The following is a 22531-nucleotide window of genomic DNA, read 5'->3' as shown; positions in this document are numbered from 1 at the left end:
ACAATTCAAATTAAGGTCAACAAATGCAATCTGCGGTCAGACAAGGTTTTCCCTCAGGAAATCTGAAGCTGCAAAGAAACGCAAGGAAGGCCAAAAAAAGCCGGAGCTTTCGGAGGATCATGCGCAGATTGTGGCCGCAGCCGCATAACAAAGCATGAAAGGCATCACCATCAGCGCCTTTCAACCAATTTCTGCTCAATCTTCCGTCATTTTTCATATGTCCAATCACCGGTTCAATTGCGCTTCGCCGTCGGATATCCCGCCGAAGTCGCGCTGTGATGTTGCGCTTTAAACGTCGATGGAAGACTTTAACGCCGCTTGGCGCTGTGCCGCCGCGATAGCCCAAATCTGTAAATGCCTCTTTTGGAAGGGTATCTGTCAGGATGGCCGCTTGTTCCAATGCTTCGTATAAAGTATGGCCATCGTATGGGTTGCCGGGCATACTGCGCATCCCCACCACCAAGCCTTCTTTGTGTGTCACCGTAATCGAAACCTTCACACCGAATTCATATGGCTGCCGGGCCTTTCCTTTGGAGATGCATTCAACTTCCGGCGCATGCAGGCTATAAAGTTTATTCTTGTCATTTTTTTGTTGCGTCAGCAGGCGCTTCGCTTTGGCCAGCAAGTCGCTGGCTTTCTGCTTCACGCTCTCAGACTTGTTGGCGAGCTTGCGCTCCACATCCCGATAAACGCGCCCCACCAGCGTCTTGAGCTTCTTTAAACTGCCGCGCATGCGTTTGAACTGCTTGGCGTGAGCATAACGCGCTACTTGCCCGGCTAATTTTGGCGCCTCACGGTTATAGTTTTGCCGCAAATCCAACTTTTCCTCAATGGCAAATTTGACCAGATGCTGCCTGGCGCGCTCCAGCAATTTTGCGTCGGTTGGCCACGTAATCGCTTTTTCTTGCACTGTGCTATCAACGATCACCTTCTCAAAGCTTTTTTGTTCCACCACCTTGGCTTTTTCTGCTGCTTTGATTGTCTGCGTCAGCATCCATTCCAGACCTTTTTCTCCAATCCGTTTGCGCCAACGCGTCAGCGAACTGGGGTCTATTGGCGGGTGATGTTGAAACCAAATTTCCCCGCAAAACAATTGCCAATATGGATTCTCAACCCATCCCCACACAACATCTTCGTCAGATAACGCAAATGTGTGTTGCAGATACAAAAGGCCTGCGATCAGGCGCGTAGAGGTTGCTGGTCTGCCTCGCGATGACGGGAAATGCGTCGCCCATTCCCTCTCGAACACGCTCCACTCCATCAAATCGGCAACTTCGCCAATGGATGTTTGGGGTTGACCAACTCATCAAGCCTTTGTCGGAACATATCCGCGCTTACTGTCCCCGTCGGTTTCGGCCCCATTTGCCCCTCCGCTTTTTGCCGGAAATGAATTCTATTTTAATCATTTCTTGCAATTCTGCGGTCTCCATTCCTCAATTTTTTTCAATAAAATCAGGAGGTTGGGAATTGTTCAGGGGAGACTTTGTAAACTCAATAGATTTTAGGCATCAATTGCCATTGATGAAAAATGATGCCCCAAAATCACCTATATTGTCAGAGACTGTTTAATAACTCCCGGGAAACATTTTAGGCATGAGATTGGGGGGGATGAAAATGAAATATGCATCTTGAAGGTTATTTAGCATTATTTTCGTGCTTTCCCTCTCGCGGCACACCAAACTCCTGGAAGAAAATTATCGGAATTTGGCTCACTTTTGATTTTTCAAACAGTCTCTTAGAGACTTGAATCATCACACGTGCGCTCGTAGAACATCTATTTCTTCCTGAAATTTCCCATTTCCTCTTGCAGCGAACGTGAAATATACAATTCATTCCGACTTGCCGCAGGCTTCGTCTCAATGATATTAAATACCTTCCATCCATCATTATACTTACGCAATTCCCAGTCTAGGGTAAATTTTTTTGCATTGCTTAAATAGTCTCCCCTGAACAATTCCCAACCTCCTGATTTTATTGAAAAAAATTGAGGAATGGAGACCGCAGAATTGCAAGAAATGATTAAAATAGAATTCATTTCCGGCAAAAAGCGGAGGGGCAAATGGGGCCGAAACCGACGGGGACAGTAAGCGCGGATATGTTCCGACAAAGGCTTGATGAGTTGGTCAACCCCAAACATCCATTGGTGAAGTTGGCCGATTTGATGGATTGGAGCGTGTTCGAGAGGGAATGGACGACGCATTTCCCGTCATCGCGAGGCAGACCAGCAACTTCTACGCGCCTGATCGCAGGCCTTTTGTATCTGCAACACACATTTGCGTTATCTGACGAAGATGTTGTGTGGGGATGGGTTGAGAATCCATATTGGCAATTGTTTTGCGGGGAAATTTGGTTTCAACATCACCCGCCAATTGACCCCAGTTCGCTGACGCGTTGGCGCAAACGGATTGGAGAAAAAGGTCTGGAATGGATGCTGACGCAGACAATCAAAGCAGCAGAAAAAGCCAAGGTGGTGGAACAAAAAAGCTTTGAGAAGGTGATCGTTGATAGCACAGTGCAAGAAAAAGCGATTACGTGGCCAACCGACGCAAAATTGCTGGAGCGCGCCAGGCAGCATCTGGTCAAATTTGCCATTGAGGAAAAGTTGGATTTGCGGCAAAACTATAACCGTGAGGCGCCAAAATTAGCCGGGCAAGTAGCGCGTTATGCTCACGCCAAGCAGTTCAAACGCATGCGCGGCAGTTTAAAGAAGCTCAAGACGCTGGTGGGGCGCGTTTATCGGGATGTGGAGCGCAAGCTCGCCAACAAGTCTGAGAGCGTGAAGCAGAAAGCCAGCGACTTGCTGGCCAAAGCGAAGCGCCTGCTGACGCAACAAAAAAATGACAAGAATAAACTTTATAGCCTGCATGCGCCGGAAGTTGAATGCATCTCCAAAGGAAAGGCCCGGCAGCCATATGAATTCGGTGTGAAGGTTTCGATTACGGTGACACACAAAGAAGGCTTGGTGGTGGGGATGCGCAGTATGCCCGGCAACCCATACGATGGCCATACTTTATACGAAGCATTGGAACAAGCGGCCATCCTGACAGATACCCTTCCAAAAGAGGCATTTACAGATTTGGGCTATCGCGGCGGCACAGCGCCAAGCGGCGTTAAAGTCTTCCATCGACGTTTAAAGCGCAACATCACAGCGCGACTTCGGCGGGATATCCGACGGCGAAGCGCAATTGAACCGGTGATTGGACATATGAAAAATGACGGAAGATTGAGCAGAAATTGGTTGAAAGGCGCTGATGGTGATGCCTTTCATGCTTTGTTATGCGGCTGCGGCCACAATCTGCGCATGATCCTCCGAAAGCTCCGGCTTTTTTTGGCCTTCCTTGCGTTTCTTTGCAGCTTCAGATTTCCTGAGGGAAAACCTTGTCTGACCGCAGATTGCATTTGTTGACCTTAATTTGAATTGTTCAGGGCCGACTAAATATACCTTGACTGCTAGATTTACCCCACTCTTACTCTCTTTAATATTTTCAAAAGAAATATCTTTGATGAGAAAGCTGGCATTTTCATCGTAATGATCAGGAAAACGAACATCCGGCAACTGCGGTTTGCTGTTTGCAGGAAAATTTTTACTGCACTGCCGCGCATACTGCATTGCCACATCGGGTGCATAGTAGCGTGAAAATAAAGCGGAGCGTGTCAAGGTAGTTGTCGCAAAAAATCGATTAAGCAACCATGCGCTGGTCCAGCTTTGATGGCGGATTAAGCCAGACCTCATTGGGCGCCAGCCAGGGCCGTGTATGACGCTTCCAGCGCAGCGGATGGCGTTGCCGGGCTTCGGCATAAACGTCGCGTCGGCGCTCCAGGATCGCATTGGCGGCGCCCGTATGGCGCTGCTCCGGCGTCACATAGGCCAAGGCGCTGTGCAAATGGGTGCAGTTGTACCAAGTCACAAATTGCAGTGTCCAATCCCGAGCCTGCGCGATGCTCTCAAAGCCTTTGGCTGGATAGCTGGGCGCATATTTACAGGTGCGGAACCACGCTTCGATATGGGCATTGTCATCGGAGACGCCAGGCCGGCTATGCGAGGAGCCGATGCCCAGCATTTCCAACTTGCTCTTGAGCGTGTGCGAAGTTTGCGCAGCACCGTTATCGGCATGCAGCACCAATGGCGTGCAGCGGCGCTGTTCACGCCAGCAGGCGCGCTCAATCAGTAAAGCAGCTTCCTCACCATTTTCCCGCTCGTGGACTTCCCATGCGACCAGTTTGCGGCTGTAAATATCGAGCACGGCATACAGATAAAAATACTGGCCGCGCACCCGGCTGGGCAGGTACGTCACGTCCCAGCTCCAGACCTGGTTGGGGCCATGGGCGACATGGCGCACCGGCTCGCTGGCCACAGGAGCCTTGCTGCGACCCCGGTGATGCTGCTGGTCGGCGCTTCTCAGCACACGATAGAACGACGATTCCGATGCCACATACGCTCCCTCGTCGGCCAGCCGCGGCACGATCTGCGCTGGCGGCAAATCGGCAAAGCGCGGTTCATGACACAGTTGCAGGATGCGCTGACGTTCTTCATCAGACAGTTTGTGCGCAGGCGCTGGCCGCTCTGCCTCCGGTCGGCCGTCAGGACGAATTTCACCGTCACAACGCCAACGTTCCAAGGTGCGCACGCTTAGACCGAGTTCGGCGCATGCCAATGCTAAACGCGCACCAGCCTTCCGGGCCTGCAGAATATCGGCGATCATTTCAAGGCGCTGGGGCAACGCAGTCATGCGTCCTCGCCGTCGATCCCCAGCGCCTCGTACTTTCGGGACAGAACCAGCAAGGCCGCTGTTTCCGCCAGCGCTTTTTCTTTACGCCGCAAATCCTTTTCCAGCTCCTTGATGCGCTTTTTGTCTTTGGCCCGGGCTGCAGCATCGGCTTGACTGCTCTGGCTGCTAAGCGCAGCGTGCATTTCTGTGCGCCAGCGCTCCAGTTGCGCTACCAGCAAGCCTTTACGGCGGCAATACTCAGCCAGCTCTGCTTCGTTCAGCGGCGCCGCTTCCAGTACTGCAGCAAATTTGTCCGCAGCACGCCATTGCTCGGGGTTTTGTCCGTCGCCAGGCACAACACGACCGGCTTCACGGGCCTGCTTCCGCCACAGGTAAAGCGTAGCCTCTGGCACGCCGCTTATCTCAGCGACCTCGGCCACAGACTTGTTTTGTGGTGCGCTCATCAGCTTGAGCACATGTTCTTTCTTCTCTTGTGTGTATTTCATTATCGTCTGTTCCATCGCCCCCGGGATGGATTAGAACTCCAAATCACTGGAGGCGACAACTATTTTGACACGGGGGGAAAGCCTTCCAGTAAGTGTCATCCTTAACGCGCCACTCATACATATCTTGTGCTACAATAGGAAAGTCTTCATAGCTGGCGCGAGCAATTTTCTTGCGGGCTGCTTCAGGATTTATTCCTGAACGTAGCGTGCTACACTCGTGTTCATATACAGTTATCTGATATAAACCTATTATGGTTTTACGTACTTCTTCTAATGTTGGGGCATTTCCTGCATAAGCAGATGCTCCAAAAAATAGTGATAGAAAAAGGGTTTTTTTCATTTTTTCTCCAAGCTTAATATTTTAATTCCGTCATGAACTGATCATATCGCTGTATAAAATCAGCCATTGTATATTTATACGGCCTGGAATAATTCAAATTAAAGTCAACCATTGATGAAAATTGTGTTCGGAGTGCAAAAAAATGAGAAATGTAAATATTTTCTTCATTTTGACTTATCCCGCAAAAAACTGCCTTCAATTCTAGGTTTAAATGAATACTGTATGTTTGGCCTCGCCGGTGAATCGGATTTTGAATTCTCGAAATTCATCGTGATTTCTTGCAGGAAAGCCCCAGTCTTGAATTTAGCAGGATTAATTCCTACCTTCACCTCATACTCAGCCACCTCTGGGCATGGATTATTTATGCGTGTTGCTTCCATACAAATGCCGAGATTACAATCTGGATAGAATTCATAATGAGATGGTTTTACTAATAGGTAGAATTTGTTGGTGCTATACACGTAGTCTTGGTCAAGCCCAGTCGCATCTATTTTCCCAAGAGTAAACTCTGGTAAAATCCTCTTACGGGTTTGATCAAGTAAAATGGCTTGACCTTTTTTTTCTTTAGAATTACATAAAGACTTTGTTTGCCCATAGGCCGAAAAATGAAACATGAGCAGCAATAAAATAATTTTCTTCATTTCATCTCTCCAAAAAACTGTTCGTAAGACTGCATCATTTCTTTAACGCCAAAACCACGTGTTTCGGCTCCACCCGGAAGGCATGACCATTGTTGCTTCATCGCAAGGATATTAGCGGCTTGTTCAATTTTTCCAATCCTTACAAGCGCTAATGCATTTTGTACTTGCTCCATAATTGTAATTGCAATACGATCTTGGACAGATGGTGTAAATTTTTCCTGATTTTCATCAAGATCTAAGAAAGTGAGATAATTCTTCCATGTTTTCAGAGTAATTCCATATGCTCCCGAAGGAGTACGCGTTGTGGGATTTTCTTTAAATGGATGTGTGGCAAAGCTTTCAAACTTTGGAGGAGGGCCTTTGTGGCCTTTAAGTATGGGTAAGGCATAAAATGTACTTTCATACCCACTTGCTTTAAAGAGTGTTTCGGCTTCTCTGGATGCAATCACCTTCAAAAAAGCGCGCATTCGCTTTTCTGGTAAAGGATCATGATATTTTCGATATATTCCTGTAACCTTAAATCTCTTCACAGGCAAATATGTTTGAAAGAAATCACTGAGATATCCATCATATGTTCGAATGTCAATGTGACCTGACTCATTTGGCGCTCCAATTCTTTCATAAACGATAATATCACCAGGAGCTGCCCAACGACCATCAAGCAATTGCTTTGTAACATCAGTGAACCCAGCAGAAATTAAAGCTGGTCCCATAGTTCGCGCCGGAGCGTATTTTGCATCTTTGCCAATAGGCTCAGTCTCCATCCCATAACCTGCTCTCCATAAAGCAATTTTTACATACTTATTACATTGACGTGCCGATTTGCTTTTATCTTTAGCTGCTGGTGTTTTGAAACTTCCTTTTATCATTTGTTGTATATAAGTCTCAGAAATAATTCCAGTGCTATATTCCCACCCGGATTGAGTGTCGGCAAATTCAATTAATTGTTTCACTTTCTCAATATCTTTTAATCCTGCATGAGGATTGCCGGTTGTGTTTCTGTTTCGGCCAAACCAATCTTGCAAACCATCAATTATTTTCCCTTTTGGTTGACCATGTGAATTACGGTCAGCCTTAATTTCAGGCTTTTTGTCTGAGTTTCTACTTATGTCGGGTTGTGCATCCGGCTTTTGATTATGCGCTTGTATTACGGCCTTTTTATGCTCTTCAGCTTTTCCAGCAGGGCCTGCATGCATCTCTGTAAAAAATTCGAACCGCGTCTTTGGGCTTGTCAGACAGGCAGTAGCTTGTACTTGCATCAATTTCCCAATCGCAGCAAAGCGATAACCGTCTGAGTCCTCCGGCGCAGAGCCAGCAACTGCTTTGTCTTTTTTGACGCGGATTTCAAATGGAAAATGCATTGGAATTTTCTCAATTTTCCTGCGCCCATTGCTATCTACCGAGCCGGTATAAATAATTTTCCCTTGCATTAAGATTTTAATTTGCAAATTTGGTACCGGATCATTATGATAATCTCGGATATACAAATCCAATGTGCCAGTAGAACAGTTTTCAGCCTCAATATTTGCAATAGAGGCATCCTGAATTGTTGTTGGTGGTGCCTCGGTTGGAGCGGTGCGCTGAGTTGCTGAACTTGCGGCCTCTGTGGGCTGTTTTTCTATGGCTTTGTCCACAGCTTCAGTTTCTGCTAACTTCTGTGGGGTTGTTGCTGTACTTGGTGTTTCAGTTTTATCCGCCGATACTAGGCCTGCTTCGCCATTTGTTTTTACTGGCGAATCAATGGTTTGTGCTTTGGTAGCTTGGGCCTGGCTCGTTGTATCCATGGGAGATACCTTACCAACTTCCTGCATAGTATTATTAGCTGGTTTTTGATTAGGGTTTACTTCATTTGTCATCTTCGCCGCTTTCATGCATACCATCCATAGACAAAGACCATTCCCCTTCGCCTACATATAAATACAAATCCATAGCGGATTCTGTAAACACCCGTGCCGTATCCCCCACATGATCCGTCACCCCGCTCAACAACACATTCCCCTTTTTATCGCGGAATTCATACGGCAGGTTTTCAATCGCGCGCCCGGTCGCCGGATCCATGCCAATGAAGTCGGCCAAATCCACTTGCTGGCTGAATTGTTGCGCCAACTTGACTGTGACCGGGGCGGCGCCGGCGCCGCCGACTTTGTCGCCGATGATCACCGTGGGGCAACCGCTGACAATTTTCCCGCCGCATGCATGGCTATCACCCATGCGCGCAGCCATTTTGCCGCCGATGATGACACCCGGCGCGCCGGGGCCGACCACATCCATGCCGGGCGCGCAGACGGCTTTGTCGCCGGTGCGCGCGGCTGGCATGCCGGCGATGATCACCGTGACGCAACCCTCCACAATCGGCCCGCCGCCGCCGGGCCGAACATGCATATCGCCGATTCTGGCTGCCGGTTTTCCCATCGCTGCTCCTTACGCCTTGGGCGGCGCTTTTGATTTGCCGTCGTTGATGAAGACCATGCCGCCATCCGCATTAATCGCCTGGCTGCCCTGGATTTCAATATGCGTGCCGTGCAGATAAATCCCGCCATCGCTTTGTAAAACGATTTTAGCCGCGCCGCACACAAATTCCATATGTTCGCCAGCTTTCGTGATCTGTACTTTGCCAATCGTGATGCGCTCGTTTTGCTTGATCTCGATGGTGCGATCTTTTTCCACCGTAATGCTCTCATTATTGCCCACGGTTTCGGTGCGGTTGTGGTTGATGTTGATGGTTTCATCATTGCCCACATTTTCGCGCCGGTTGTTTTTGATCACCACGGTTTCGTCATGATCCACTTTTTTGCTGCGGTCATGTCCCACCCAGTGCGATTCGTCATGTTCAACTTCGATGCGCTGATTTTTTTCTGCATGCAACCAGACTTCCTCTTCCCCCTTTTTGTCCTCAAAACGCAGGGCGTTGGCATTGGCCGGTGTGCCGCCCTTGCTGGAGCGCGTTAAAATTCCGCTTTGCGTGCGGTTCATCGGTAAAGCCCAGGGCGGCATATGGCGTTCGTTGTACACCTGTCCCAGCACCAGGGGGCGGTCGGGATTGCCTTGCAGGAATTGCACCACCACTTCACTGCCGACGCGCGGCAGGGCGATGATGCCGAACTGGTTTTGCGCCCAGGGCGTCATCACGCGCAGCCAGGCGCAGCTCTTTTCATTGAATTCACCAATCCGATCCCAGTGAAATTGGACTTTGATGCGGCCATATTTATCGGTGTGAATCTCTTCGCCATCGGGGCCGACCACGGTCGCGGTGTCCATGCCCGGATCGGGCGCTGCTTCGCTGTTGAAACCCTGCTGCGGGCGCCAGGGAATGCGCCGGCGCAGGCAGCGGAAACGGTTGTCGTAAGTGGCGTGCGCGCCACTGCCGTTCAGATAATTATTGTCCACCACATGGAACACATCGGTGATGAAAAATTCCATGTCAGCCTCATTGCCCGGCGTGTGATACGCCATGCCCAGCTGGAAATAGCGTCCGGCTTGCATCGTGCGGCACTCGCCGCGTCCTTCAAAATTTTTGGCGGCGGATTCGATTTGCTCCATATGCCGACGCGTCATTTGCGCGCCATGTTCGCGTTCTTTGAAGCCGTATAAACCCTGATACGCATAGACTTCAATTTTGAACACATCGCCTTGCTCATGTGTGCTCTTGTGCGCCGCTAATTGCGGGTCGGGGTTTTTAAAGTCGTAGCTGGCGTATTCCACTTTGCCGGCCACCGCCTGGCGCTGCGGTTCCCAGCTGTGGATGCGGTCTTCTTTGGTGGCGCCGCCGTCGTGGTGCAGCATCAGCTTGAGTTTGCCATCCAGCGGGCGCGAGGTGCAGGAATTGTCGCTGATGATCAAACGGTGCCCGTTCAGGCTGTGTTCATACCAGTAATGCCAACCCATTTCCTCCCAGCGCCGGTGCAGATAGTTGTAATCGGTTTCGCCGTATTGGCAGGAAAAAGTGCGTTTCGGGTCGCCTTGTTTGATCATAAAATCATGGCTGGCGGTGCCGGAGTAGAGGAAGATTTCCTTGCTCTGCTCGGTAATGGTCATGTCGTGAAAAATATGATGATTGCGGCGCAGTTTGAAAAACGCCAGCCAGGGCCGCAACACCATTTTGTACACCGACAGGTTCTGTTGCACATCGGTGCGCTCAAATTCAAAGCAATAGCCATTGAAATAGCGTTGCGTGCGTCCTTCGCACTGCAATTCGACGCAGACCATGCGCCCCAGCACATCTTTCAGCTCGATTTCACTGTCATCCGACAACAAGGTGACGGTATAGCAAAAATCGCGCGATACGCCTTCGTCCGCCACCAAGCGGTTGACCAGCAAGCCGGCGTCAGGCCCGTCTTCGCGCGGAAAATACAGTTTCAACAGACGTTTGCCGCCGCCGTTGAGCAAGCTGATGATGTGTTCTGTTGCGCTGTTGTTCATCGTGTGCAGGGAAATGGTGGGAGAATGGATGTTGTATGACAGGAAAATAATGTTAGCATATATTTATTTTTTGGTGGATGGATACTGCCAAACATGACAGCTTGTATCATTCTTGCAAGCAAGCATACAGTATCCATAACCCTCAGCTGCGGTGCTGCTTCGCCCGCTTTCTTCAGGAGCCTGTTTTGAGCAATTTCCCCGGATTATCCAATTCGCCATTGAGCGGTGCTGGCGCCTTGGCTCCAGGAGCACAGTTGACGCCAGGCGACATCAGCCGTTTCGGCTCGTATCTGAACATGCGCACCCTGGCGCAGCCGCTGTTGCTGGCGCAATCTCAAAAGAAGCCGGGGCGAAATTACAACGATACCGGCCTTGCCGATGATTTGCGCTATGGCGACTACAGCGCGGAACAAATCCGCGCCTTGCGCTGGAATTTTCGCTTGGATTTTATTGAACATCTGCCCGCACGGACATATTTTGCTTCTTTGCGCGAGATGGCATCGCTGTTTTCCATGGGGAATTTGCAGATCAATATTCAAAAAATGATTGACCATTTTCAAGGCAGCAGCGGTTGCGATTTCAGCAGCAAAGAACTGAATACAGCAATTGCCGGCCACCACCGTTATCTGAAATTTTCTCAAGAAGTGCTGGCTGCAATCCATCCTGTTTTAAAAAAGCGTCAGGGCGATCCGAATAAAATTGTCGTCAATGAAGATTTTCAAATTAAAAGCAAGCTGGTGTTCAATGATAAGTCCGATATCGCAGGCGGTTTGACAATTGCCATCAATGATGTCTGGGCTTGGCGTGTTGAATTGACCGGCTATGGGATGTCCGGCAAAGAGTATGCCGGCACGTTGCGCATTTCTTTATTTGATCACTTTGGTCTGGACGTGCCGGATGTGGATTACAGCAAGGTGTATGGCAATTTGGGCGGCTTCCGCGCCTGGTTTATCCTGCAGCATTATGTCAATTTTGCGTATAAGCCATTTATTACCAAGGCGGTATTTGACTACCCTTTCGCCGGGAGTTTGGCATGAAGCAATATGCATCCCTGTGCATTGCCTGCCTTATTTTTCTGCAAGCCTGTTCCAAACCGGCGCCGGGGCCGACTGAGGTTTTTCATTTACAGCAGTTGGATTCTCAACAGATATTGCCAAGAAGCGAAGGCGGTAATTTCACTTTATGCACCGAGCATTATGTGGTGCAAACGCCGCCCTCAAATAAGGCGGCATTTCAGCAACTGGTGCAAACGCATGGCACTGCGCTTGTAAAGAAAAAGCACTGTGATAGCTTAATCAGGGAGTATTACCGCAGCCATGAAAAATTGAATAAAGACTATCAGGAAGACCGGCGCGATCATTTCTTTAAGGACGATATTGAATCGCATTATGAACAACTGCTGATGAGCGTCACCTATGGTCTTAACGGCTCACTTCCAGAATATACTTTTCATCCCGCACATCAAGCGTATCAGGAATTGTTTCAAGAACAGTCTTGATGCGCACTTTTTTCCATCATTCGCCATGCACCAGGAAAACCCGCCCCAGCCGCAATTGACGCAACGGCAAAAAACCTTTTATGCGCTGCACAATAATCTCTTGCAAATATTGCTCTTGATGCCGTTTTTGAAAGTGGTGTTTGTGATCAGAAGCGATGGCCCGACTGGATTTGGCGAGGTGGCGCTCAAGGGCTTGTGCCTGATGTTGAGCTTGTGCGCGCTGATGGGCAGCTGGCTGTTCAGCCTGATTATTTATCGCAGCAACAGCGCACGCCCGTTTTTGCGTATCTTGTGTTGCGCGGCGACGCTCTGGCTGGCTTTGCTGGCAGGTTTGTCGGTCTGGGAATTCTGTGAAGACAGCAAGGGCTATTGCCGCGAATGGCGCTTGCATTTGCAAGCATGACATCCCGGCAACCTGCGCTTTGCGGCGCAGGTTGCCGGGGCGCCGCTTTATGAGACCGGGGCCAGATTCAACGCAGCCGGCGCAGCGCTGACTTGCGCTGTGCTGTGACGCCGATACGCCAGCCGGTAAAACATCGGCAACAGCAACAGACTGAGCGCGGTGCAAGAAATGATGCCGCCAATCACCACCGTGGCCAGGGGGCGCTGCACTTCCGCGCCGGCCCCGCTGGCCAGGGCCATCGGCACAAAACCCAGCGCCGCCACCAGTGCGGTCATCAGGATAGGGCGCAAGCGCTGCTGCGCGCCTTGCAAAATCGCTTGCTCCAAGGGCAGGCCCTGTTCGCGCAATTGGCGGATACAGCTCAGCATCACCAGGCCATTCAAGACCGCCACCCCGGATAGCGCAATCAGGCCGACTGCCGCTGCTATCGAAAACGGCATGCCGCGCAAAGCCAGTGCAAAAATGCCGCCGCAGATGGCGAAGGGAATCCCGGCGAACACCAGCAAGCCATCGCGCAGATTGCCAAATACGGCGTACAGCAAGAGCAAGACTGAGAGCAGGGTGAGCGGGGCGATTAAATACAGCCTTTGCATGGCGGCTTCCAGATTTTCAAAGGAACCGCTCCAGCGCATGCTGTAGCCCGGCGGCAATTGGTGTTGCGCCAGCAGGGTTTTGGCTTCGGCGACAAACGACGCCACATCGCGCTGTTCCAGATTCATGCTGATCACAATCCGGCGCCGCCCGTTTTCGCGGCTGATTTGCGCCGGGCCTTGGCTGAATTGAAAATCGGCCACTTCCGACAAGGCGATGAAGCGTGTCACCCCGGCGCTATCCGGCGGCAGGGCCAGCGGCAGGCGGCGCAGGGCGGCGACCTCATTGCGCATCTGTTCAGGCAGGCGCATCACCATCTCCACCCGGCGCTCGCCTTCGTAAATCGCGCCGATGTTTTGCCCGCCGATGGCGGCGGCGACCAGGTTTTGCACTTCCGCCGGGTTCACGCCATAGCGCGCCGCCGCTTGCCGGTCGATTTGCAAATCCAGCGATGGCAAACCTTCGTTTTGCTCCAGGCGCACTTCCCGCGCGCCGCGAATTTGCGCCAGGCGTGCCGCCAATTGCTCACCCTGCACGCGCAATTGCTGCAAATCGTCGCCATACAATTTCAAGGCCAGATCGCTGCGCACGCCGGACAGCAATTCATTGAAACGCAATTGAATCGGCTGTGAAAATTCATAATTCGCGCCCGCCATCTGCGCCACTTCCTGCTGCATGGCTTGCAGCAATTGCGCGCGGGTTTTGCGCGGGGCCGGCCATTGCGCTTGCGGTTTGAGCATCAGATACACATCGGAAATATTCGGCGGCATCGGGTCGGTGGCGATTTCCGCCGAGCCGGTGCGCGCAAACACCGTTTCGATCTCCGGAAAACGCGCCAGCAGTTGGCGCTCCAGACGCTCTTGCATGGCCACCGATTGCGCCAAACCTGTGCCCGGAATCCGCAATGCCTGCAGCGCGAAATCGCCTTCGTTCAGATTCGGCACAAATTCCGCGCCCAGCCGGCTGGCTGTCACCCCGCTCCACAACATCAGGCAGAACACCAGACACAGAAGTGGAGCCGGCGCGGCCATGGCGCGCGGCAGCAGGCGCGCATACAGCCTTTGCGCGGCTTGCAGCAGACGCGGCTCATGCTGGCGCAACGGGCCGCGCAAAAAAATCGCCAGCGCAGCCGGGATGAAGGTCAGCGACAGCAGCAAGGCGGCCCCCAGCGCAAACAGCACGGTAAACGCCATCGGCTGGAACATGCGGCCTTCGACTCCCTGGAAAGCGAATACCGGGACATACACCAGCATGATAATCAGCTGCCCATACACCAGCGGGCGGCGGGATTCGCGTGCGGCTTCATACACAATGCGCAAGCGCTCCGCCACGGGCAGTGCGGCGCCGCTGGCGCCTTGCGCCAGCGCCAGCCGGCGCATGCAGTTTTCCACAATCACCACCGCGCCATCCACAATGATGCCGAAATCGAGCGCGCCCAGACTCATCAAATTGGCGCTGACATGTCCCGCCGCCATGCCGCTGAAAGTAAACAGCAGCGACAGCGGAATCACCAGGGCGACGATGCAGGCGGCGCGCAAATTGCCGAGGAAGAGAAATAACACCGCCACCACCAGGGCCGCGCCTTCCAGCAGATTATTGCGCACGGTTTGCATGGCTTTATCCACCAGCGTGGTGCGCTGGTACACGGTGTGCGCCTGCACTCCGGGCGGCAGGCCGGCTTTGATTTCCTGCAAGCGCGCATGCACCGCCTGCGCCACGTTGCGGCTGTTTTCGCCGAGTTGCATAAAGGCGGCCCCGAGCACCACTTCGGCCCCGTTGGCGGTGGCGGCCCCGGTGCGCAGTTCACGCCCCGGCCCGACTTCGGCCACATCGCGCAAGCGTACTTGCGCGCCATTGCGCAGACCCAGGCTGAGCATGCGCACATCGTCCAGATCGCGCAGCGCGCCCGGGGTGCGCACCAGATATTGTTCGCCGCGTTTTTCAATATAGCCGGCGCCCTGGCGCTGATTGCTGCGCTCTAACACGCTGGCGATGTCTTGCCAGCTGACGCCATACGCCGCCATGCGTTCCGGCAGCGGCGCAATCTGGTATTCGCGCACATCGCCGCCCATGCTGTTGATCTCCGCCACGCCCGGCACGCTGCGCAATTGCGGTTTGAGCACGCGGTCTTGCAAGTCGCGCAAATCGCTCAAGGTGTAGGCGCTGCCGTCGGCTTTGCGCGCTTGCGGCGCGGCTTGCAGCGTCCACAGATAAATTTCGCCTAAGCCGCTGGTGGGCGGGCCTAAGCCGGGACTGAGGCCGGGCGGCAGGCGGCCGGCGGCCTGCTGCAAGCGCTCATTGATCTGCTGGCGCGCTAATTGCAGATTTGCGCCATCCGCGAAAATCAGCGTCACTTGTGACAGACCATAGCGCGAGAGTGAGCGCGTCTGCTGCACTTCGGGCAGGCCGGCCAGCAGATTTTCCAGCGGCGCGGTGATGCGCTGCTCGACTTCCAGCGGGGCATAACCGGGTGCGCTGGTGTTGACTTGCACTTGCACATTGGTGATATCGGGCAGGGCGTCCAGCGGCAGGCGTTGAAAGTGGAACAGGCCGAGCATGGCCAGCGCCATCACAGCCAGCAGCACCAGCGCGCGCTGGCGGATGCTGCTTTGGATCAGCGTATCAAACATAGGAGGCTCCGTTCTCAGTGGCTGTGCGCCGCAGCAGCTTTGCCAAGCTCGGACTTGAGCACAAAGCTGCCGCCGGCCACATATTCCTGCCCGGCTTGCAAGCCGGCCAGAATCTCGGTGCGGCGGCCATCGCTGCGCCCGGTTTGCACGCTGTGCGCGCGGAAACCGTGGACGCTGCGGATAAACAGGCTGGGCTTGCCGTCGATTTCCTGCAAGGCTTCGCTTTCCACGCTGAGTGCGCTGCGCTGCGCGCCGTTTTCGACTTCGACTTGCGCCAGCACGCCGGGACGCCAGGCCAGTTCCGGGTTGGCCAGGCGCACGCGCGCTTTGGCGCTGCGGTTTTGTTCGCGCAATTGCACCCCGACCCAATCCAACACGCCATGCGCTTGCAAGCCGGCGGCGCTGACGCGCACTGCAGCGCCTTGTTTCAGCAGCGCCATATCGCGCGCCGGCGCTTCCACCTCAGCCCAAACCTGGGACAGATCAGCAATCGTGAACAGGTTTTGTTCTTCTTTCACGGCTTCGCCGACGGTGGCGTGGCGCTCTAAAATCAGGCCATCCTGCGGCGCGCGCAGCGCGATGCGGCTGGCGTCGGCTTCACCTTGCAGGCCGAGGGCTTGCATTTTCTGGCGCGCATTGTGCAGCTGCAATTCCGCTTCGCGCAGCTGGTGCGCGGCTTGCTGGTAGTCCTGAGTGGCGCTGATTTTTTGCTCCCACAGCATTTTCTCGCGCGCATATTGCTGCTGCGCCAGCTGCAAACGTTGTTGCGCCAGCCGCGTTTCGCCCTGCAATTCGACCGCTGCCGCGCTTTGCAAGATCGCCAGCACCTGTCCCTTACGCACACGCTGACCCAGGTTCGCGTGCACGCTCAGAATCACCCCGGACAGACGCGGCGTCAGATGCGCGGTGCGCGCCTCATCCAGCAAAATTTCCGCCGGTAAGGGTTGCATGCTGCGGATCGGCCCGTTTTCCACGCGCGCGATACGCAAGCCGGCCAGCTTGATTTGTTGCGCATTCATCGCGACTTCCTGTGTTTCTTCTTCATCGTGTGCGTGGGCGGCTTGTTTGTCATCGTGGGCATGCCCGGTGTGTGCAGCGGAAGCGGCTGGCGGCGCGCTTTTTGCGTGCGACGCTGCTTTTTCGTGTTGTTCCGGTTTGCCGTGCGCGCCTTCTGTTTCATGCGCATGGCCGGCATGATCGGCATGGCCGCTCTTGGCGGCGTCAGCGGAGGGCAGTAAAAACAGTCCGCCCACGCTCAGGCTGACGATCAGTGCGCAGATGGGGGTGTGCGGGTGGCGCAGCAGCGCCTTGAGTTTGCTTTGCATGATTGATCCTTTTTTGTTTATGGCGCGAGCGGGCCATTAATCCGTTCCACTTCAGCGATGGCGCGCCAGACGTCGAGCTGGGCTTGAATTTGCCGCGCTTGCAAGGCGGCTTGGCTGCGTTGCGCTTCCTGCAACTCCAGATAGCTGAATTTGCCGTGGCGGAAGCCCTGCAAGGCCGCTTCCACGATCTGCTGTGCTTGCGGCAACAGCGTTTGGCCGATTTGCCAGCTTTCCTGCTGCGCTTGGCGCCAATTGCGCCAGGCTTGCTGTAATTGCTGTTGCAATTGCAGCTGTTGCGCGGCGCCATCCTGCTGCGCGGCGCGGGCGCGCAGTTCCGCCTGCCCGCGCGCGCCCTGGTTGCGCTCAAACAAGGGCAAAGGAATCGCCAGACTGAGCAAAAGTTGGCGCGGGTTGGCGCCGGGTGCGGTTTCGACGGTTTGTTTCAAACCGACTGCGAATTGCAGATCCGGCATGGCTTTGCTGCGTTCCAGTGCGCTGGCGGCTTGCGCTTGCGCCTGTGTGCTTTGGATGTGCCGCCAGGCCGGCGCTTGCTCTAATGCGGCCTGCAATGCCGGCCAGGGCGGGGCGGGCGGGCTGTGTTCCAGCTTGCCTTGCACCGCTGGCACAGCAGGCAGCCCGGCCAGCCCGGCCAGGCGGCTTAAGCTGAGTTGCAGCGCCAGTTCCGCCTGACGCACATCCAGCCCGGCTTGCGCCAATGCCAATTCCGTGCGCGCCTGTTCTTGTGGCGAAATTTTGCCGGCGGCGACCCGTTGCGTGCTCAGATGATGCGCTTGTTGCGCCAGCGTGAGCGCTTCATGGCTCAGGGTTTGCCGCTGTTGCGCCGCCAGCGCTTCATAAAACGCCAGGCGCAGATCGGCTTGAATCTGCTGACGTTTTTGGCTTTGCTCCAAGGCTTGCAAAGCCTGATTGCTGTGCGCCAGCGCGATGCGGGCGGCGCGTTTGCCGCCGGTTTCGATGGGCATGCTCAGTTGCACGCTGCGGCTGCGTTGTGCGCCCTGGCCCTCCTGGCTGATGCTGAGTTCAGGATTGGGACGGGTCTGCGCCTGCTCCATTTCCGCTTGCATGAAGTCGGCGCTGCGGCTGCTTTGCCGCCATTCCAGATTGTGTTGCTGCGCCTGGCGCCATAGCGTGGGCCAGTCGCTTGCTGCGCAGGCTGGCAGCGCAGGGCCGAGCGCCAGCAGCAAGCCGCACAGGGGTTTGCGTAAAAAATGCATTCCGATTCTCCCAGCCGTGCGCGCATACGGCGCACGGGCTGACAATGTTCAAGAAAATCGGCGCAACGCCGGCGATGCGGCCAGCGGCCACATAGCGTAAGTCAATAGAGGAGGGCGCTGCGCCGGCCTTAAGCCGGGCGGCGCCATTGTGGGCGTTCGGGAGGGTGGTGCGGCGGGTGGCTTAAATGCGCCAGATAATCCGGCGGCGCCAGTTTGACCGCAAACAGCGCGGTTTGCGTCCGGCTTTCCAGCGGGGCCGGTTGGTGCACATCATGGCAGGGGCCGCAATCCGGGTCAGTCGCGCCGCTTGCCTCAGCCTGCACGCTGCTGTCATGTTTGTGTTCATGATGCCCGGGATGATTCGCCGCCGCGCCCTGCTCATGCTGGCAGATAGCGCTGATCGCCGCCAGGCTGAGCTGCAGCGGGATAATCAACATGAAGAAAATGAGAACGAGGCGACGGGTCATGGCGGCAAAGTGTAGCAGGATTTTTGCGGCTGTGCTTTATAACAGTTGAATATCTATTCAATTGTTTTCGGGCCTTGTGGAAACGCCGGATTGCCGCATTGCACCCGCTTATTTTGCAGTGCAAGGCGGGGGGCGATATCCTCCGTATGCATGGATACAAACCCGTCCCGCCGGTGTACACTGACCATCCCTCCCCCCATCTGGAGAAACGCCATGTCAACCCGTTTTGCATTGCCGTTCGCTCTCTTGTTGTCAGTCAGTGCGCTTGCGCAGTCCCAGGAAAAACCAGCGTTGCCGAATCTCAAACCCTACACCGAAGGCGGGCCGTTTGTCTTGAATGTGCTCGACACCACGCCCAATGCCAAAGCCTGGGCGAATGTGATTTTGCATCCGCGCAATTTTCTCAATTGCAGCGGCAGCGAAATCGCGCTCTGCTATTACTCCGGCCCGGCTGGCCCGGCGCCCTGCCGTTTGCGCCCGGATGGCACGGAAGCTGATTGCACCTGCTATGTGATTCCCGCCGGCGCCAGCAGTACGCCGAATTTGTGGAAAGTGGATATTCACGCGATTTTGAATCTGGATGTGTACCGCGATACCGTCAAACGCTGCGGCCAGCAGGGCGGCGCGTGCAGCAAGACCAATTCCGCGCCGGCTTGCGCCAGCATCACGCAGAACACGTTTTACCCAAGCGCCACCCTGGTGTCCACCTTCAGCACTTATATGGCGCAAAACAATGGCCTGTCGATCAAGCAGATTTCCTGCCCCTCCGGCAAGTATGTCGGTTGCATGACGGCGCCGTGCAAGAAATTGAATAAGACGGACGCCAAGACCGGTTTGGAGCTGGCGGAATGTGTGTGTCCGGCCTGGACCGGGCCGTTCCAGATTGCGCAGGGCGATGGCACGGCGCAATGCACCCTGGATGATGGTTATGTCTGGTCGGCCGCGACGCATGCCGGCAAACCGGTCAGCGGCCAGAGCGGAAAATAAACGCTGTGCGGGGCGGCCTGGCGCCGCCTCAATCCCGTTCTTCCACCGCTTCTTGCATCACGACCTGATTGCGGCCGCCGGTTTTCGCCAGATACATCGCGGTATCGGCGCGCGCAAATAAATCCAATACCGATTCGCCCGGAATGTATTGGGTCAGGCCGATTGACACAGTGACTTTGCGCTCGACCTTGGCGATGATGCCCAGCCGGGTTTCGGTCATGGCGCGAATTCGCTCGACGGTGCTGAAGGCGGCTTGCAATTCAATGCCGGGCAAGAGCAGCAAAAATTCTTCGCCGCCATAGCGCCCGAACACATCTTCGCGGCGCACGCTTTGTTGCGCCAGGCGGGCGAAAGTGCGCAACACCTCATCCCCGGCCAGATGGCCGATTTCATCATTGATGCGCTTGAAGTGGTCAAGATCAATCACCGCCAGGCATAAGCTTTGATCGGTCGCATCGGCCAGATGTTTTTGTTGCTGCAGCGCAGCCATCATATAGCGCCGGTTGAAGCTGCCGGTCAGCTCATCGCGCCGCGCATGTTCTTCAATGCTTTCCATTTTCACGCTCACCATGTACAGCGAGCGGTACAGGCGGCGCACGCGTGTGGCCAGCATGACAAAGCCGGGCAGGGTGATGCCCAATGCGCCGCAATGCATCAAGCCTTGAATCAGGGTGGCGCGGTCATGCCATACCAGATAGTGCAAGAATTGCGCCGCCAGATTGGAAAACAGCGCACCCAGAGCCACCAGCAGCAGGGTTTTTTCGCGCAGGCGGAAAGCGCAGGACATCGTGATCAAGAGCGCGAAAGGGCTGAACAGAATTTGCGTCGCCGGCGTGGTGTACAAAGCCCAGGACATCAAGGCCAGCATGCAGCCGGCCATCGGCGCGGTCAGGGTTTTATCCTGGGCGCGCTGATTCAAACCGGAAAAAAGCAGGAATGCGAACAATAAAAAGCCGGTCAAGCCCAGCGCAGCGACTTCTATCCACAATAAAATCGGCAATTGGCCGGCGGAAAACAGGCCCAGCAGGCCGCACAGCCACGCCACCAGAATCCAGCTGGCGCGGCCAAAGCGGCGGATGCGCTGCAATTGGCGCGAGTCATCCTGCTGCCGCTCCGGTTGATTCGGATGGAACAAATGCAATAGCCACAGCAACATCGCACTCACGCCTTGCCAGCGCGGATGGCCTGTGGATCGCATGTCTTTGTCTTCCTGCATATCGCCTTCGTCAGGTGGGGCCGGGCGCCCGGGGTGGCGGGAAAACCGGCACAGGTTCAGATTTATTGTAATGGAGCCGCCCGCATTTGCCTAACGGCAGTATTGCCCCCTGCAAACTTTCGCAGGTTGGCATGGAACAGCTGATCTGAGGTTTTTGGTGTTTTTTACAAGGTTTTAAATCAGACCGTGGCGCCGCATATCAGTCCGGGGACAGTCAGCGCGCTCCAGGGGCATTATTATAGGTCAGCGCCGGCCTCATCCCGGATGTTGCGGCGCGCCTGCACTGTTGTTTGTCTGCCGCTGGCGCGCGCGTTGCAGGTGACAAGTGTGCCAAAAAGCAATAGATTATGAGTTCGCGCCGGCTTTGCGCAATTCGCGCGTAAAGCCTCGCACTGCAGCAATGCAGCTGCCTTGAAAAAAGGCGAATATCTGTGAAAATATGCCTCATGGGGCAGTGCCGCCTGGCGGCATCATCAGCCCGCTGGGTTGCGCGGGCTTCACTTGTCAGAATGGAAGGAGCTGAAATGCTTTATCTGAAAAGTACGGCAGTCACCAAAGCGCCCGGTATCTATGAGGTGGATGTCGCAGCCAAGCCCCCGGGCAAGACTTACGGCATTTTCATGGCCGTGGATCCGGACAATCAACCAGCCGCCGTGCTGGCGGAACTGGGAAACGCCGGCTTCAAAATGATCCATCAATCTTCTTACACCCACAAAGATAAGGGCAAGGTGCTGGATTTGCACTTTTCCAAAGACGGCACGGACTTGTTCCAAGGCTGGAAAGACAATGAGCGTGAAGCGAATATGAAGGAAATTGAGCGCATCTTCTCCGCCATTGGCGTCACTATCACGCCGCGCGTGATGACCCTGGCCGAGGCTTACGCCTGATTGTTGCACATCTTGCATGCGGGCGGTTTGCGCCGGCCCGCATGCTTTGCCGCGCCTTATTGCGCCAGCAAATTGATGTGATACAAACCCCAGGGACAGAAGATAAAACGCTCATTGACCGGGCGGCTGGAGAATTCCGGCACGCGGTCAGCGTCATACACCGCCCATAGTGGTCCCAGGCCGCCCAAGGACATGGCTTGCCCGTCCATCATCAGCGCGACAATCTGTTTGCGCTCTTTCACCTGTTGCAAGCTGCTGTTGACCACATAGCCGTCAATCGCGCGCATCTGCACTTGCAAGGCGGCATCCGCTTTCACGCCGGCCAGGGCCAGCACATCTGTCAGCAGCGGGCCTTGCAAACTATGGACTTTGCTATCGTATTCCAGCGTGGGCCGTATGGTTTGCTGCGGCAGCTTGGCCAGCGCAGTAAAATCCAGACTCAAGGCGCGCTCAAAATTGATTTTTTGTTTGCCGAACAGAATATCGCGCCCGGCGTCAAACGCGCCGCGATTGCTGCGCCCGATTGCGCCGGTGATATGCAGCAGTTGCGGCGCTTTCGCAGACGTGGCGGCCAAGGCCGGCGCGCTGGCCGCCATACCGCCCAGACCGAGCGCGCCGAGGGCGCCGGCATGGCGCAGGAAATCACGTTTTTCCATCATTCCACCTTTCAGGACTTG

17 protein-coding genes and 2 pseudogenes are annotated in these 22531 nt (G+C 54.6%); 6 read left to right on the top strand and 13 right to left on the bottom strand.

From position 1 onward, the window contains the following. Positions 1 to 16: 16 nt before the first annotated feature. Positions 17 to 1362, bottom strand: a pseudogene (locus V8J88_RS21055) (IS5 family transposase). A gap of 697 nt (positions 1363 to 2059) precedes the next feature. On the opposite strand from V8J88_RS21055, the gene V8J88_RS21050 reads away from it, so the two are divergent. Continuing rightward, positions 2060 to 3406, top strand: a complete 1347-nt coding sequence (locus V8J88_RS21050) for an IS5 family transposase (RefSeq protein WP_338844876.1) — start codon at positions 2060 to 2062, stop codon at positions 3404 to 3406. Positions 3407 to 3680: 274 nt separating this feature from the next. Here V8J88_RS21050 and V8J88_RS21045 read toward each other — a convergent pair. From V8J88_RS21045 to tssI, 6 genes and pseudogenes are all read right to left on the bottom strand, one after another. Next, a pseudogene (locus tag V8J88_RS21045) lies at positions 3681 to 5218 on the bottom strand (IS3 family transposase). A gap of 40 nt (positions 5219 to 5258) precedes the next feature. Continuing rightward, complete coding sequence (locus tag V8J88_RS21040; protein ID WP_338846232.1) at positions 5259 to 5555, bottom strand: hypothetical protein; 297 nt, start codon at positions 5553 to 5555, stop codon at positions 5259 to 5261. A 164-nt stretch (positions 5556 to 5719) separates the two neighbouring features. Further along, on the bottom strand, positions 5720 to 6196 hold the full coding sequence (locus tag V8J88_RS21035) for a hypothetical protein (protein ID WP_338846231.1): 477 nt from the start codon (positions 6194 to 6196) through the stop codon (positions 5720 to 5722). Then, positions 6193 to 8052: a hypothetical protein gene (locus V8J88_RS21030; protein WP_338846229.1), complete on the bottom strand. Its 1860-nt coding sequence runs from the start codon at positions 8050 to 8052 to the stop codon at positions 6193 to 6195. Before V8J88_RS21030 ends, V8J88_RS21035 begins: the two co-directional genes overlap by 4 nt. Further along, positions 8042 to 8608, bottom strand: coding sequence for a PAAR domain-containing protein (locus V8J88_RS21025; protein ID WP_338846228.1), 567 nt, complete (start codon positions 8606 to 8608; stop codon positions 8042 to 8044). The genes V8J88_RS21030 and V8J88_RS21025 overlap by 11 nt, the downstream gene beginning before the upstream one ends. A 9-nt stretch (positions 8609 to 8617) precedes the next feature. Continuing rightward, entirely contained in the window at positions 8618 to 10615 is a 1998-nt protein-coding gene (gene tssI, locus V8J88_RS21020; RefSeq protein ID WP_338846227.1) for a type VI secretion system tip protein TssI/VgrG, read from the bottom strand. 185 nt (positions 10616 to 10800) lie between these two features. Between tssI and V8J88_RS21015 the strand changes: the two genes are divergently transcribed. The 3 genes from V8J88_RS21015 to V8J88_RS21005 are packed head-to-tail and all read left to right on the top strand — an operon-like array spanning position 10801 to position 12516. After that, positions 10801 to 11652 (top strand): DUF3289 family protein, encoded by an 852-nt coding sequence (locus V8J88_RS21015; protein ID WP_338846226.1) that lies wholly within the window; start codon positions 10801 to 10803, stop codon positions 11650 to 11652. Further along, a complete protein-coding gene (locus V8J88_RS21010) occupies positions 11649 to 12113 on the top strand; it encodes a hypothetical protein (RefSeq protein WP_338846225.1) in 465 nt (154 codons plus the stop codon). Before V8J88_RS21015 ends, V8J88_RS21010 begins: the two co-directional genes overlap by 4 nt. 25 nt (positions 12114 to 12138) lie before the next feature. Further along, positions 12139 to 12516 (top strand): hypothetical protein, encoded by a 378-nt coding sequence (locus tag V8J88_RS21005; protein WP_338846224.1) that lies wholly within the window; start codon positions 12139 to 12141, stop codon positions 12514 to 12516. Positions 12517 to 12563: 47 nt separating this feature from the next. Here the strand turns inward: V8J88_RS21005 and V8J88_RS21000 are convergent, their stop codons facing one another. The 4 genes from V8J88_RS21000 to V8J88_RS20985 form a co-directional block, all read right to left on the bottom strand. Beyond that, on the bottom strand, positions 12564 to 15737 hold the full coding sequence (locus tag V8J88_RS21000; protein ID WP_338846223.1) for a CusA/CzcA family heavy metal efflux RND transporter: 3174 nt from the start codon (positions 15735 to 15737) through the stop codon (positions 12564 to 12566). Positions 15738 to 15751: 14 nt separating this feature from the next. After that, positions 15752 to 17062, bottom strand: coding sequence for an efflux RND transporter periplasmic adaptor subunit (locus V8J88_RS20995; protein WP_338846222.1), 1311 nt, complete (start codon positions 17060 to 17062; stop codon positions 15752 to 15754). Between the two features lie 17 nt (positions 17063 to 17079). Further along, the gene (locus V8J88_RS20990; RefSeq protein WP_338846221.1) at positions 17080 to 18297 is read right to left on the bottom strand and encodes a TolC family protein; all 1218 of its coding nucleotides are present in this window, start codon (positions 18295 to 18297) and stop codon (positions 17080 to 17082) included. Between the two features lie 128 nt (positions 18298 to 18425). Next, entirely contained in the window at positions 18426 to 18734 is a 309-nt protein-coding gene (locus tag V8J88_RS20985; RefSeq protein ID WP_338846220.1) for a hypothetical protein, read from the bottom strand. A gap of 243 nt (positions 18735 to 18977) precedes the next feature. On the opposite strand from V8J88_RS20985, the gene V8J88_RS20980 reads away from it, so the two are divergent. Beyond that, complete coding sequence (locus tag V8J88_RS20980) at positions 18978 to 19751, top strand: hypothetical protein (RefSeq protein ID WP_338846219.1); 774 nt, start codon at positions 18978 to 18980, stop codon at positions 19749 to 19751. Positions 19752 to 19779: 28 nt separating this feature from the next. Here the strand turns inward: V8J88_RS20980 and V8J88_RS20975 are convergent, their stop codons facing one another. Beyond that, positions 19780 to 20949: a GGDEF domain-containing protein gene (locus V8J88_RS20975; protein ID WP_338846218.1), complete on the bottom strand. Its 1170-nt coding sequence runs from the start codon at positions 20947 to 20949 to the stop codon at positions 19780 to 19782. A gap of 542 nt (positions 20950 to 21491) precedes the next feature. Here V8J88_RS20975 and V8J88_RS20970 point away from each other — a divergent pair. After that, positions 21492 to 21854, top strand: coding sequence for a hypothetical protein (locus V8J88_RS20970; RefSeq protein WP_338846217.1), 363 nt, complete (start codon positions 21492 to 21494; stop codon positions 21852 to 21854). A 56-nt stretch (positions 21855 to 21910) separates the two neighbouring features. On the opposite strand, the gene V8J88_RS20965 is transcribed toward V8J88_RS20970, so the two are convergent. Next, positions 21911 to 22513: a molybdopterin-dependent oxidoreductase gene (locus tag V8J88_RS20965; RefSeq protein WP_338846216.1), complete on the bottom strand. Its 603-nt coding sequence runs from the start codon at positions 22511 to 22513 to the stop codon at positions 21911 to 21913. Between the last annotated feature and the right edge of the window lie 18 nt (positions 22514 to 22531).

Origin of the sequence: Massilia sp. W12, from assembly GCF_037300705.1 — a bacterium.
In the GTDB taxonomy this organism is placed as follows: Bacteria; Pseudomonadota; Gammaproteobacteria; order Burkholderiales; family Burkholderiaceae_D; genus JACPVY01.
The sequence above is the reverse complement of the archived record's forward strand: the minus strand, read 5'-3'. Positions and strand labels throughout refer to the sequence as shown.